The sequence below is a fragment of the Qipengyuania sp. CAU 1752 genome (assembly GCF_054482615.1).
The window spans coordinates 2,161,042-2,173,282 of record NZ_JBTLRE010000001.1; the positions used below are offsets into that span (position 1 = coordinate 2,161,042).

A 12,241-nucleotide genomic window follows, 5' to 3' on the forward strand; every position below is an offset into this window, starting at 1 on the left:
TATCAATTCGTCTTTGCGGCGGCAGCTGTAACATTGCCACCGTCATCCGGTTCGCCAATCGGCGTTCCTGTATAATGCAGCAAGCGCAGCAAGGCCTGTTCGACCCGCTCAGCAGGTTTGCGGCCCGCCACACCCAGATGGACGACGTTCTCGCGGCCCAATGCCACAGACAGAGCCGCCCGGTCCAGTGGCAAGCGGATCCCGCGTGCACCCGAACCTTCCATGTCCCGGCCCACCCGCCAGGCCTGGTCAAGCTTGGCGGTGCCGCCTTCGCTTGCGTCGGCAGCGTGCATCAACAGGTCCAACACGCCCCCGCGCGCCTGTTCGCCAATCCGGTCCGATCCCAAGATAAGAAATCCGGCCCGCATTTCGAGGCCCAATCGGTCAAGCAATACGCGAACCAGTGCGGATTGTATCCGTTCGGGCAAATCCTCTGCCACGGTCAAGCTCGCACCCTTGAAGGCACGCGCCAGTGCGCCGCGCAACTTGCCCTTGGCCATCGCCTGTTCGAGCTCGCTGCGTGAAACGCCGATCCAGGCGCCGCGACCGGGCGCGCGCGCCAGCACATCTGGAAGCACATCGCCTTCGGGTGAGATGGCGAGCCGCACCAGGGCGCTGCGCTCTCCGTGGTCGCCGGTCAGGATGCAGCGCCGCTCCGGGCAGGCTTCGCCGGACCCGGATTTGCTCCGGGCCGCGGTGTCTTCAGAGTTGAGGGAGCCTACGCGCTCATTGTTCGGAGTCCGCATTGGCGGCCTCCTGCGTGTCAGAACCGGCAGCAGGCGCCGCGTCTTCTTCGTCTTCGAACCAGTGCGCGCGGGCAGCCATGATAATCTCGTTGCCCTGCTCTTCAGAAAGTCCGTACTCGCCGAGGACACCAGCCTTGTCCTCGGTGCGCTGGTTGCGACGCAGCGGCGGACCATCGGCAGTGTTGCGACGACGCGGAGCCTCACGCTTCTTCTGGATCAGCTCGTCGGTGGCCAGGTCGGCCAGATCGTCGAGCGTCTTGATCCCGGCCTTGCCCAGCGTCACCAGCATCTGTTCGGAAAGATGCGGCAATTCAGCGAGATCGTCCTCGACACCCAGTTCGCGGCGTTCTTCACGATAGGCCGCAGCCTGCCGTTCGAGCGCTTCCTGCGCACGGCTTTGCAGTTCCTCGGCCAGCTCTTCGTCGAAGCCTTCGATGCTGGCGAGTTCCTCCAGCGCGACGTAAGCGACTTCCTCGAGCTCGGCGAAGCCTTCAGCCACGAGCAGCTGCGAAAGCGTTTCGTCGACGTCGAGTTCTTCCTCGAACATCTTGGAGCGTTCGGAGAACTCCTTGCTCTGCTTCTCGCTCGCTTCTTCCTCGGTCATGATGTCGATCTGGTTGCCGGTCAGCTGGCTGGCGAGGCGGACATTCTGACCGCGACGGCCGATAGCCAGGCTAAGCTGGTCGTCCGGCACCACGACTTCGATACGCGATTCATCTTCGTCGATCACGACGCGGCTGACCGTGGCCGGCTGCAGTGCGTTGACGATGAAGGTTGCCTGGTCTTCCGACCACGGGATGATGTCGATCTTCTCGCCCTGCAATTCCTGCACCACCGCCTGCACGCGGCTACCCTTCATGCCGACGCATGCGCCGACCGGGTCGATCGAGGAATCGTGGCTGATCACGCCAATCTTGGCGCGGCTGCCCGGATCGCGGGCGGCGGCCTTGATCTCGATGATGCCGTCATAGATTTCAGGCACTTCCTGCGCGAACAGCTTGCGCATGAAATCGGGATGTGCGCGGCTGAGGAAAATCTGCTGGCCGCGATTGTTGCGTTCGACCTTGGTGATGATGGCGCGGATACGCTCACCGACACGCGCAGCTTCGCGCGGAATCTGCTGGTCGCGGCGGATCACACCTTCGGCCCGGCCGAGGTTGACGATCACGTGGCCGAATTCGACCGACTTGATGACGCCGGTGATGACTTCGCCCGCGCGGTCCTTAAATTCTTCGAACTGACGCTCACGCTCGGCATCGCGGACCTTCTGGAAGATCACCTGCTTGGCACTTTGCGCGTCAATACGCCCCAAATCGACCGGCGGCAGCGGATCGACGATGAAATCGCCAACCTGGGCGCCGTCTTCGAGCTTCTGGGCCTGCTTCAGATCGACCTGCTTGAAGTAGTCCTCGACCTCTTCGACCACTTCGACCACGCGCCACAGGCGAAGATCGCCGGTCTGCGGATCGAGCTTGGCGCGAATGTCGTTCTCCGCGCCATAGCGGTTGCGCGCGCTTTTCTGGATCGCTTCTTCCATCGCTTCGATGACGATCTCTTTGTCGATCATCTTTTCTGTAGCGACAGCATTGGCAATCGCGAGCAGCTCTGCCTTGTTGGCGGAAATAGCACTGGCCATCAGTCGTCAGCCTTCTCTTCTTGGTCTTCGAGTATGTCTTCGGCACCGGCGGTGTCGAGGGGTTGCGTTGCGGCGATCAGCTCGTCGGTAAGGACCAGCTTGGCGCTGTGTATCTGTTCGAGGGCGAAGGAAACCTCGCCGGCGCGGTTATCCGCGATCGTCACGGTATTGCCGTCAATGCCGACAAGGTTTCCGCGCAGGTTGCGATGCCCGTCGACCTTCTCGACGAGGCTGATTTTCGCCTCGTGTCCGGCCCAGTCGGCAAAATCCTTGGCCCGGGTCAATGGCCGGTCGATGCCGGGCGAACTGACCTCGAGGTGGTAGGCACCCGGGATCAGTGTTTCGCCCTGCTCCTCGGCCGTGTCGATCGCGTCCGAAACACGGCGCGAAAGCGCGGCGCATTGTTCGATCACCAGCTGGCCGGTGGCCGGATCCTCTGCCATGATCTGCAGCGCTTGTCCGCCGTCGCCTGCCTCCGATGGTATCATCTTGACGCGCACAAGGTCGAAGCCAAGCGCTGCGGCTTCGGGTTCGATCAATGCGGTCAGGCGTTCTACGTCGGCCATTCAGTCTCCACTTAAGCGAACATGAGACTAACACAGGCGTTGGGTGCCGGCCCCGTTTCGGCGCCAGCCCTACAGTGTCAGACAATGTCGGGATGGGCGCTATCTAGAGACGGTTTTTGAAACTTGCAACGAAAAAGGGCCCGGCGCGAACCGGGCCCTTTCGTTTGCTCGATCAATGCCGATCAATGCCGATCAATGATGGTTCTGACCGCCGCGTCCGTTGTTGCGCGGACCTTCGCCGATTGCCCATGTGACATGCGTCACAATTACAGCGCCGATCTCGTTCCGAACAAATACGTCCGGACGACCCTTGCTGTCGTACTTGATCGGACGCCCCCAGTCAGACGGGTTGTTGCCGACGCCGAATTTTTTGCCCTTGCCGCCGCCACGGCCCTTGTTGGGCTTGCCGCCGCCGCCCGAACCATCGGAGTGCGCATAGATATCGAGAAGCATCTCGAAATCATGCGCATCGGGGTGCTCGTTGCCCTGCGGCGCGCTGGTGTATTCCATACAGGAAGTCGTCAGGTCGGTGTTGAAGTTCTCGTTCTGATGTCCGAGTCCGTAATCATGGCCGATCTCCTGACAGGTGACCAACTGACGCCAGGTGTCGTTGTTATACTGTGCTTGGTTGAAGTAGAAATCGTTCAACTTGGTGACACCACCGAAGATATGGCCGCCGCTCAGAGAAATACTGGCAATTCCCAGCCAGCCGGTCGAACCGTAGTCGTCATTGCAGACATTGATTTCGCCGCCGACGATTGAACAAGCTGGATCGGCGTTACCATTGACCAGCGGTGCCTGGATGACAGTCGATTGATTCCAGTCCGCCACCGCAATCGCGGTATGATTCCGCTGAGCCCAGATGCCGGTGGTGTTGTCGATCACCGGGACGGTGACTTCCGCACCCGTACGCTCCCAGTGATAGGTGCTCCAGGCATGGCTCGCGATGGCCGGCACGGCGACAGCCGCCGCCAGCGCAGCGCCAGCTGCAAGCATGGTTTTCCGGTTGGCAATTTTCATGATCATCTCTCTCCATGGATGTATTATTATCCGGAAATCGGAATGAGACTTCCCATCATCCGGCAACGCCGGTGGATGTTCATGGAAACGACCCTCGCCCCTCTCCCCGTGCGACACACCCTAACTTGAGGTCGACCGAGGTCAAGGTCATGGGGAAATTTTTATTCGAAGTGCTTAACCATAGTTTTGCGCGTAAAAACTATTGGGTAGGCACGCAGCAGAAATTACTTCGGCAAGACATAATATTATAATATAATTTAGTCCTGTAGCTATTCGTTTGGCTGCGCCGAACTTTCATTAACCTCGCGCTGGATCACATCTCGCAATCGCGCGTTTTCACCATGCCTGATGATATGCGGCGTAATGATTATATAAAGCTCTGTCTTGCTCTCTGACGAGTTGTCGCGCTTGAACAGCTCGCCGAGAATGGGGATGTCCCCGAGGATCGGGATCTTGCTCTTGGAGATCAACGAAGCTTCCTGCGTCAGGCCGCCAATAACAAAGGTCTCGCCATCGCGCACAGATGCGCTGGTCTCGGCCTCGCGCTGGCTGATCGTGGGAAAGCCCTGCGAGAACCCTGTCACGCTCGACACCACGCCATAGATCTTGGAGGTGATGAACCCATCGCTGTTCACGCGCGGCGCGATTTGCAGCGTCACGCCGACATTCACATACTGGACCTGCTGCGACACGCCATTGACCCCCGACAACTGGATCGAGGTCAGGATCGGCAGGGCATCGCCGGTCGTGATCTTGGCTGTCGTGCCGCTCTGCGCAGCAATCCGCGGCGCCGACACGATGCGCCCTTCGCCCTTGGACACTTGCGCGTAAACCGCGGCCTGGAGGGTAAGACTGTCAAGCGGATCGCTCGGGTCGAAACCGAACGGCAGGAATTGCCCGGTCTGCACAGTCCCGAACGCAATTTGCCCATTCGCATTGGTGAAATCGATGCCGACATTTCGCGCACCGGTCTCGGTGAGTTCAACAAACTGCGTTTCGAGGATCACAGAATCCACGGGACGATCGATCAGATCGATCATGCGGCGCACCCGTGCGATGCGCTGGGGCGAACCCTCGACCCAGATCGCGTTAAGCCGCCGGTCGATCCCCAACCCGGAATTCACTTTCTCGCCGAGCGGCAATTCCTCGATTTCCCGCGGACGCACGACATTGCCGTAATTGGTGCCGTTCGTACCGGGCGAACCAAAGCCCGGCTCCGACCGAATGAAGGCATCGTTGGGCTTGACGCTGGCCCCTTCGGAAATGAGGCCCACCACTTCGCTGACATCGGCATATTTCAACTCGATCAGGGCAAAGTCGTCGAGCCCTGGCGGTGGATCACGAAATTCCGGCAGAGAACCCTCGCCACCGTAATCATATTCGCCTCGACTTCCCGTGGGACCGGATACGATCTCACCCGGCCTGGGACGCCTGATGGTCACCAGCAAATTCGTTTCGCCGCTTGGCTGGGTTTCGATGACTGCCGGGCCGCGGGTTCGGAACCGGACCACAAGGTTGGCGCTGTCCTGCTCGAAGGCCAGATCGTTGACCAACCCCTTCAACCGCCGGTCCATTGCGGCTCCCTGGGTGCGGCGGGTCATGGCCAGCCGCAAGGCCGCATCCCCATTTTCGCTAATGTCGGTGAAAACTGCCAGCCGCGGCGCGAAGCGCAGGCGGATGATGGTCTGCTCCTGACTTTCGGCGATCAACTGGACATTGGTCAGGCTGGTCGTGCTGCCTTGCGCACGCAGGCTTGCTGGCATCGCAATGGCGGCGACCAGGCAGGCGATTGCCACGAGAAAATACCGCATTCGGTGCCCTGCGACCTGGGCATCCAGATTTATCATGAGTGGAAAATCCCTCGCTCCCTGCCATCTTCATAACAGCCGAACTGCGCCCGACAACAGTGCCTCCAAAGGAAAGTGCAGGCCTGTTGCGGGATTACGACAACGCCGCCTTGCACCGCTGAAATAAGTCCGATTTGCGGGGCGATCACGTGCCGCTTCGGCGGAACCACGGCTCGTCGGTCCGATCGATTTGCAATGCGCCAGAGAAGGGCAAACAAAGGTCATAGGCTTGGGCCGGGCTGCCGGTTAGCCATACATCCCACGTCTCTCGCGGGAGGATCACCGGCATCCGGCTGTGCATCGGCGCCACTTGGGCGTTGGCTTCAGTCATGATCATCGAATAGGCCGCGCCCCACTCGTCGGTATCGCGCCAAATCCCGGCGGTGGCGAACAGCGGCGCGCCTGGCATCGAAAACCAGGTGCGGGTCATCTGGCCCTTTGGCCCCTCGGCCTCGGCAAAGGAGGAGACAGGGATCAGGCAGCGTCGTTCCTCGAAGGAATAGCGCCAGAAGAAGCTCTTGAGCTTGTCGGTGCGGGTATTGTTGACCGGCTTGGGCTTCAAGGGTTGCCCCTTGGCGCCGGTGCGCTGCAGCGGGAACCCCCAGTTCATCGCCTGAACCTTGCCGTCGGCTACCACCGGCGCGGGATAGCCGGGATAGACGTCCTGCGCGGTATTGGCACCGAAGTCCTCGGCAATGGCATCGAAGAAGTCGGCAATTTCCGTGTGCGAACTCTTGATCTGGTAGAGATTGCACATCGGACGATTTCAGCTTTCTTCCAGCAGGCTGTGCTTCTTGATGCAATGGCGCAACTGATCATAGGACAGGCCGAGCGCCTTGGCTGTCTGGCGCTGGTTCCAGCGATGCTTGCCCAACGCGTGTTCGACGATCCGGCGTTCATGTTCGTCGACCGCTGCCCGCAAATCATCGACGGTCTCGAAATCGGCCGCGGCAGGCGCGCGGCCCTTGTCAGGCACCACACCACGAAAATCGGTCGAGTTTTTTCGCCGGGCATTTTCGGTTTCGAGCGGTTTCCACGGGCTGTCGAACGGGTCGAACTGGATATGGCCAATTGGCTCCTCCCAGCTGTCCCAGCGATACACCGCGCGCTCGACCACGTTGCGCAACTCGCGGACATTGCCTGGCCAGGGGTGGTCCTCCAGCTCGGTCTGCACATGGCCTGCAAAACCCGGCCAGCTTTCCCACTCCAGTTCAGCCGCCATTCGCCTGCCGAAATATTCGGCCAGCACCCCGACATCGCCTTCGCGGACGCGTAGGGGCGGCAAGGTGATGACCTCGAAGCTCAAGCGGTCGAGCAGGTCGGCGCGAAAAGTGCCTTTCTTGGCCAGCTGCGGCAGGTCTTCATTGGTCGCCCCGACAATTCGCACATCGACATGGATAGGGCGCGAGGATCCGATGCGGGTGACTTCGCCATATTCGACCGCGCGCAGCAGGCGTTCCTGCGCGGCCATCGAGAGAGTGCCCAGTTCGTCGAGAAACAGCGTACCCTTGTCGGCTTCTTCGAACCGCCCCGCGCGCGCTCTGGTAGCTCCGGTGAAGGCTCCCGCCTCGTGCCCGAACAATTCGGCCTCGATCAGGGTTTCCGGCAGGGCCGCACAGTTCATGATGACCAGCGGCTCGCCCCAACGTGGCGACAGACGATGGAGGCGTTCAGCGATCAGTTCCTTGCCGGTGCCACGTTCGCCGACGATGAGGATCGGACGCTGCATTGGGGCGGCGCGGCTGGCGCGCTCTACCGCGTCAAGAAAGGCTGTGGACTGGCCGACAAATTGATTTCCCCGCTCCATACCCGATATATAGTGAAATTTCCCAAGGTTTGGCAATACTCACCAAGATTGCGGTGGGGAGAAACATGCAGGAGCGCTGAATTCCGGCACTCTGCCAAACTGGCACGGGGTTTGCAAAGCAGGGGGCACACGCCGCAATATTGGTACGCGGCCCAGGATTTCAGGGAGGACCCCGACCATGTATACTCGCGAATTCTTCCAGACCCGGCTCGGCCAGGCAGCACTTGCCAGCATCGTTGCCATGACCGCCTTCGTCGCGCTCAGCACGCAGTTGCAGGCACCCCCGGCCCACGCCGCATCGTTCGCCTACGAACAGGTCGAGATCGCGTGAGCAAACCGAACAAACCTCTAGGACCGGAGTCCTCCAGCCCCCAGTCCCCCGGTGCCGCAAAGGCCCACGGGGCTCCGGTCCCCCCTCAGGGCAAGCAGACCATCAAGTCCGGTCTCTCGCGCCTGGAAGCCGAGGTGGAGAAGCTGCGCCGCAGCCCCACCCCGACGCAAACGCCGACCCGCCCGGGTCAGGATTCTTTTAACCTCGGAGCACCCTTCATGGGAATTTTCAGCCGCACCCGCGATATCATCGCCGCCAATTTCAACGATATGCTCGACCAGGCAGATGACCCTCAGAAGATGATCCGCATGATCATCCTCGAAATGGAGGAGACCCTGGTCGAAGTCCGCGCCTCGGCTGCGCGCACCATTGCCGATCAGAAGGAAATGCACCGTCACACCGTCAAGCTCGACAAGCTGCAAGCCGACTGGGCTGAAAAGGCGCAACTGGCGCTGTCGAAAGACCGCGAGGATCTCGCCCGCGCCGCCCTGGTCGAGAAGAAGAAGGCGTCCGACATGGGCGACCAGCTCAAGCAGGAGATCGCCGTACTCGACGATGCACTCCGCGCCTATGAGCAAGACATCCAAAAGCTGCAGGGCCGCCTGCGCGAGGCGCGCAGCCGCCAGACCGCTATCGCCGCCCGTCTCGAAAGCGCTGAAAATCGCGTCAAGCTACGCAGCCTGATGACCAATGAACGGGTCGATGATGCGCTTACCCGTTTCGACCAGCTCGAACGCCGGGTCGATTACGCCGAGGGACGTGCCGAGGCACTGCAGATTGCCGACCAGTCGGGCACCCCGAGCCTCGCAGACGAAATCGATGCGCTGGCCGGAGGCGACAAGGTCGACGAGGAACTCGAAGAAATGAAGCGAGCCCTGGGCAAGGATACCAGCGGCAGCGACCACAAGACCAAAAAGGACTGATTACCCATGGAAGAAATCATCATCATACCGGCCATTTTCATCGGTCTGCCGTGGGTCATCATGCACTATGTGACCAAGTGGAAGACTGCGGCCACCATCACCGGCGACGACGAGGCACTGATGGAAGAGATGTACCAGCTGGCCAAGCGGCTGGACGAGCGCATGGACACTGTCGAGCGGCTCGTCTCACACGATCACGCCGACTTCAAGCCGGCCCGCCTGATCCAGAACACCGAGGAAGACAACGCCAAGCTCAAGGAACTTGAGCAGATGATGGCAGAGAAAAAGGGAGCTCGCCCGTGAACACCCCCCACACTACCCTCTATCGCGACAAGCAAAATGCCAAGCTGATGGGCGTCTGCTCCGGGATCGCCGATTACACGGGCGTCAATGCCTTCTGGGTCCGGTTGGCCTTCATCGCCGCCATTTTCACCGGCATCCTCAGCCCCATCGTGCTGCCGCTGTATTTCCTGGCCGGCCTGCTGCTCAACAAGAAGCCGCCGCACCTCTATGTCGATCCGGAGGAGCAGAAATATTGGCAGCGGATGCGCCAGAACCCCAAGCGCACCGTGCGCGAGGTCCGCGGCAAGTTCCGCGACATCGATCGCCGCCTGGCCGAAGTCGAGACCTTCTATGTCTCGTCCAACCCGCGCCTCAACGCAGAAATCGAGCGCCTGCGCTAATCCGAATTTTTGGGAGGGACTGAAGAATGGAATGGCTCGTAGGATTTGCTCCTTTCCTGATGGTGATGTTCATCGTCTGGACCGTATCGCGCAGCAAGACGGAGGCGCGTCGGCTCGATGCCACGGCCGCCGGTAGCGCCGAAAAGGCCGCGCAATACGCCAGCCGGGTGCAGGAACTGGAAGACCGGGTCCAGGTGCTCGAACGCATCGTGACTGACCGCGGATACGATATCGCCACCCAGATCGAAGCCTTGCGCGATACCAAGCGGGTCGAGGATCAGGGCAGCGGCGTACCAATGAACATGGAACGGAAGGAAGAAGCGTAATGGATTGGGGAGGACCAGGTTTCATCGTTGCGATCATCGCGATCAGCACGTTCGGTTGGCTGATCAACAACTGGATCCGCGCCCAGCACGGCTACTCGCTCGAAGACGAATGGGGCGGCAAGACCGAAAAGGCCTCCCAGCGCGATGACGCCAAGCTACGCGAGCAGAACCAGAAACTGCTGCAAACGATGGAAAGAATGCAGGACCGTATGGTCGTGCTTGAACGCATCGTCACCGACAAGGGCTATACCGTGGCCGAGGAAATCGAGGCTCTTCGTGACCCGAAAATGGTCAGCGATACCGGTGCAGGCGTCCCGCTCAACATGAAGACCAGGGAGAATGCCCAGTGACCGGAGTTGATCTCGTACCTCACCTGCCGTGGATCATCGGTGGCGGGCTCCTGATCGGCGCAGCAGGCGTGTGGGGATGGATCCATACGACCAAGCTTCGCATCCAGCACGGCTATCCCCTTGAAGGCATGTGGGGCCAGTCGCTCAAGCCATCGACCGATGGACAGACCGCCGAACGCGTGCGCTTGCTGACCCAGGAAAATGCCGAACTGCGAGCCGAACTGGGCTCGATGAAAGACCGGCTCGCCAACGTCGAACGGATCGTCACCGACAGCGGCTATCACCTGACCAGCGAAATCGACAAGCTGCGCGAACCCGCCATCGCCCAGCGCCAGGCGGAAGGGCAAGGCTGATGAATAACGATCTTGTACTCATCTTTGGCTTCGTGCTGATCATCCTTGTACTCGTGACTTTTGGCATCAACGCGCTGGTTGGAAAGCATCTGCAGCACAAGCGCTGGCTCGAGGAACGGCGCGACAAGCAAGGCACTCGGATAGGCGACGACAAGCATGCCGCCCTCGAAGAGCGCGTCCGCGTCCTCGAACGCATTGCAACCGAGAATAATGAGCCGCTGGCCATGCAGATCGAACAGTTGCGCGACCTGCAATCAGTCGACACCAATTTGACGAAGGAGCAAAGCCAATGAGTTCCTGGGCCATGGTCGCGGTCGTTGCCATCATCGTGTGGGGTTGCGTGCAATTCTACAAGATGCGTCACGGCATCCTGAGCGACAGTGAGGGCAATGAGACGCGCGTAATACAATCGGATCCCGAGAAGGATCGCGAGATCGAAGAGCTGCGCGAGCGGGTAAAGGTCCTCGAGAAGATCGCCACCGATCCGGCGCGCCGTACGGCAGAAGAAATCGAGAAATTGCGCGACGAGCGCTGAGGGTTTGAGACGCGGGGTTCGAGGTGGAACCCCCACGAGAAGGAAGACAGGAGATGGGTGAGCCAACATTCGTCATAGCCGTAACCGCCTTGGTGGGGCTCAGTGTTGTCGTCGCGGCGCTGCTGCGCGCATGGCATGGGTGGCTCGCGCTCAAGCGACAGGAACTCGAGAACCGGCGAGCGCGCACTCCCGTCGAAATCGAAGGCGGTGCCGCCGAAGGCGCCGCGCGGATCGAGATCGCTGATCTCAAGGAACGCATCCGCAAACTCGAAGCGATCGCCAGCGGGGTGGATTTGTGATGCAATGCGCCTACATGGCGCGGCATGCGAACGCTTGATGATATCCGTGAAGAATACGAGTTTCTCGAAGGCGACGAACGCTATCGCCTGTTGATCGAGCTGGGGCGCGAGCTCGACCCCATGCCCGATGCGCTGAAGACCGATGCCACCCTCGTGCGCGGCTGCTCGGCTAGCGTCTGGGTTTATCCCACCGATACCGACGGCCGGCTGCATTTTCTCGCCGATAGCAACGCGGCGATCACCAAAGGCATCGTCGCGTTGGTCATCGCCGCTGTTCAGGACCAACCGGCGAGCGAGGTGGCGCAAATGGACATTGCCGCCATGCTCGAACCGTTCGACCTCAAGAACCAGCTTTCATCCAATCGCACGCAGGGCGTCCCCAACATGATCGCGCTGGTGCGCGAACATGCTGCGCGGATATCAGCGCAATGACACCGGCACGGACATGAAGCGGCCCGTCTACAAGGCGCTTGGCTTTGCCAGCGTTGGCCTTGGGGCGATCGGCGCGGTGCTGCCGATCATGCCAACGGTGCCCTTCCTGTTGCTTGCCGTCTATTTCTTCGCCCGCTCGAACCCCGAACTGGAGCAGAAAATACTCGATCATCCGCATTGGGGACCGCAGGTGCTGGATTGGCGCGAAAGGCGCGCGATCAGCCGCAGGTCTAAAACAATGGCTATCGGCGCAATGGCAACGGGTGCAGTGTTCACCTGGTTTACGCTGGGTCATCCCTATTATCTCATATCGATAGCCATCCTGGTGATCTGCGGGACGTGGATCGCAACCCGCAACGAATAGACTTTCCGGAACTTCCCGTGCCG

19 protein-coding genes are annotated in these 12,241 nt (G+C 60.5%); 12 read left to right on the forward strand and 7 right to left on the reverse strand.

Going from position 1 to position 12,241, the window contains the following annotated elements; genetic code table 11:
• Positions 1-2: 2 nt before the first annotated feature.
• The 7 genes from ACXYL9_RS10465 to pspF form a co-directional block, all read right to left on the reverse strand.
• Positions 3-746 carry a DUF448 domain-containing protein gene (locus tag ACXYL9_RS10465; RefSeq protein ID WP_459039436.1) on the reverse strand — a complete coding sequence of 248 codons (744 nt, stop codon included), beginning with the start codon at positions 744-746 and terminating at the stop codon, positions 3-5.
• On the reverse strand, positions 727-2,382 hold the full coding sequence (gene nusA, locus ACXYL9_RS10470) for a transcription termination factor NusA (RefSeq protein WP_459039437.1): 1,656 nt from the start codon (positions 2,380-2,382) through the stop codon (positions 727-729). The genes ACXYL9_RS10465 and nusA overlap by 20 nt, the downstream gene beginning before the upstream one ends.
• The gene (gene rimP, locus ACXYL9_RS10475) at positions 2,382-2,948 is read right to left on the reverse strand and encodes a ribosome maturation protein RimP (protein ID WP_459039438.1); all 567 of its coding nucleotides are present in this window, start codon (positions 2,946-2,948) and stop codon (positions 2,382-2,384) included. Before rimP ends, nusA begins: the two co-directional genes overlap by 1 nt.
• Positions 2,949-3,140: 192 nt before the next feature.
• Positions 3,141-3,968, reverse strand: coding sequence for a hypothetical protein (locus ACXYL9_RS10480; protein WP_459039439.1), 828 nt, complete (start codon positions 3,966-3,968; stop codon positions 3,141-3,143).
• 269 nt (positions 3,969-4,237) lie between these two features.
• The gene (locus tag ACXYL9_RS10485; protein WP_459039440.1) at positions 4,238-5,815 is read right to left on the reverse strand and encodes a type II secretion system protein GspD; all 1,578 of its coding nucleotides are present in this window, start codon (positions 5,813-5,815) and stop codon (positions 4,238-4,240) included.
• Positions 5,816-5,960: 145 nt separating this feature from the next.
• The gene (locus tag ACXYL9_RS10490) at positions 5,961-6,572 is read right to left on the reverse strand and encodes an SOS response-associated peptidase (RefSeq protein WP_459039441.1); all 612 of its coding nucleotides are present in this window, start codon (positions 6,570-6,572) and stop codon (positions 5,961-5,963) included.
• A 9-nt stretch (positions 6,573-6,581) separates the two neighbouring features.
• The gene (gene pspF / locus ACXYL9_RS10495; protein ID WP_459039442.1) at positions 6,582-7,622 is read right to left on the reverse strand and encodes a phage shock protein operon transcriptional activator; all 1,041 of its coding nucleotides are present in this window, start codon (positions 7,620-7,622) and stop codon (positions 6,582-6,584) included.
• 178 nt (positions 7,623-7,800) lie between these two features.
• Here pspF and ACXYL9_RS10500 point away from each other — a divergent pair, with 178 nt between their 5' ends.
• The 12 genes from ACXYL9_RS10500 to ACXYL9_RS10555 all read left to right on the forward strand — a co-directional run bounded on the left by ACXYL9_RS10500 (position 7,801) and on the right by ACXYL9_RS10555 (position 12,218).
• Complete coding sequence (locus ACXYL9_RS10500; RefSeq protein WP_459039443.1) at positions 7,801-7,953, forward strand: hypothetical protein; 153 nt, start codon at positions 7,801-7,803, stop codon at positions 7,951-7,953.
• A 143-nt stretch (positions 7,954-8,096) separates the two neighbouring features.
• Positions 8,097-8,876 carry a phage shock protein PspA gene (pspA, locus tag ACXYL9_RS10505; protein WP_459039891.1) on the forward strand — a complete coding sequence of 260 codons (780 nt, stop codon included), beginning with the start codon at positions 8,097-8,099 and terminating at the stop codon, positions 8,874-8,876.
• Positions 8,877-8,882: 6 nt separating this feature from the next.
• Positions 8,883-9,179, forward strand: a complete 297-nt coding sequence (gene pspB, locus ACXYL9_RS10510) for an envelope stress response membrane protein PspB (RefSeq protein ID WP_459039444.1) — start codon at positions 8,883-8,885, stop codon at positions 9,177-9,179.
• Positions 9,176-9,559 (forward strand): envelope stress response membrane protein PspC, encoded by a 384-nt coding sequence (gene pspC, locus ACXYL9_RS10515; protein ID WP_459039445.1) that lies wholly within the window; start codon positions 9,176-9,178, stop codon positions 9,557-9,559. Before pspB ends, pspC begins: the two co-directional genes overlap by 4 nt.
• A 26-nt stretch (positions 9,560-9,585) precedes the next feature.
• The gene (locus ACXYL9_RS10520) at positions 9,586-9,885 is read left to right on the forward strand and encodes a hypothetical protein (protein ID WP_459039446.1); all 300 of its coding nucleotides are present in this window, start codon (positions 9,586-9,588) and stop codon (positions 9,883-9,885) included.
• Positions 9,885-10,235: a hypothetical protein gene (locus ACXYL9_RS10525; protein WP_459039447.1), complete on the forward strand. Its 351-nt coding sequence runs from the start codon at positions 9,885-9,887 to the stop codon at positions 10,233-10,235. Before ACXYL9_RS10520 ends, ACXYL9_RS10525 begins: the two co-directional genes overlap by 1 nt.
• Positions 10,232-10,588 (forward strand): hypothetical protein, encoded by a 357-nt coding sequence (locus ACXYL9_RS10530; protein ID WP_459039448.1) that lies wholly within the window; start codon positions 10,232-10,234, stop codon positions 10,586-10,588. Before ACXYL9_RS10525 ends, ACXYL9_RS10530 begins: the two co-directional genes overlap by 4 nt.
• Entirely contained in the window at positions 10,588-10,881 is a 294-nt protein-coding gene (locus ACXYL9_RS10535) for a hypothetical protein (protein ID WP_459039449.1), read from the forward strand. The genes ACXYL9_RS10530 and ACXYL9_RS10535 overlap by 1 nt, the downstream gene beginning before the upstream one ends.
• Positions 10,878-11,123 (forward strand): hypothetical protein, encoded by a 246-nt coding sequence (locus tag ACXYL9_RS10540; RefSeq protein WP_459039450.1) that lies wholly within the window; start codon positions 10,878-10,880, stop codon positions 11,121-11,123. Before ACXYL9_RS10535 ends, ACXYL9_RS10540 begins: the two co-directional genes overlap by 4 nt.
• A gap of 53 nt (positions 11,124-11,176) precedes the next feature.
• Positions 11,177-11,422 carry a hypothetical protein gene (locus ACXYL9_RS10545; RefSeq protein WP_459039451.1) on the forward strand — a complete coding sequence of 82 codons (246 nt, stop codon included), beginning with the start codon at positions 11,177-11,179 and terminating at the stop codon, positions 11,420-11,422.
• A 24-nt stretch (positions 11,423-11,446) separates the two neighbouring features.
• A complete protein-coding gene (locus ACXYL9_RS10550) occupies positions 11,447-11,854 on the forward strand; it encodes a SufE family protein (protein WP_459039452.1) in 408 nt (135 codons plus the stop codon).
• Positions 11,829-12,218: a YbaN family protein gene (locus ACXYL9_RS10555; RefSeq protein WP_459039453.1), complete on the forward strand. Its 390-nt coding sequence runs from the start codon at positions 11,829-11,831 to the stop codon at positions 12,216-12,218. The genes ACXYL9_RS10550 and ACXYL9_RS10555 overlap by 26 nt, the downstream gene beginning before the upstream one ends.
• The last annotated feature ends 23 nt before the right edge of the window (positions 12,219-12,241 follow it).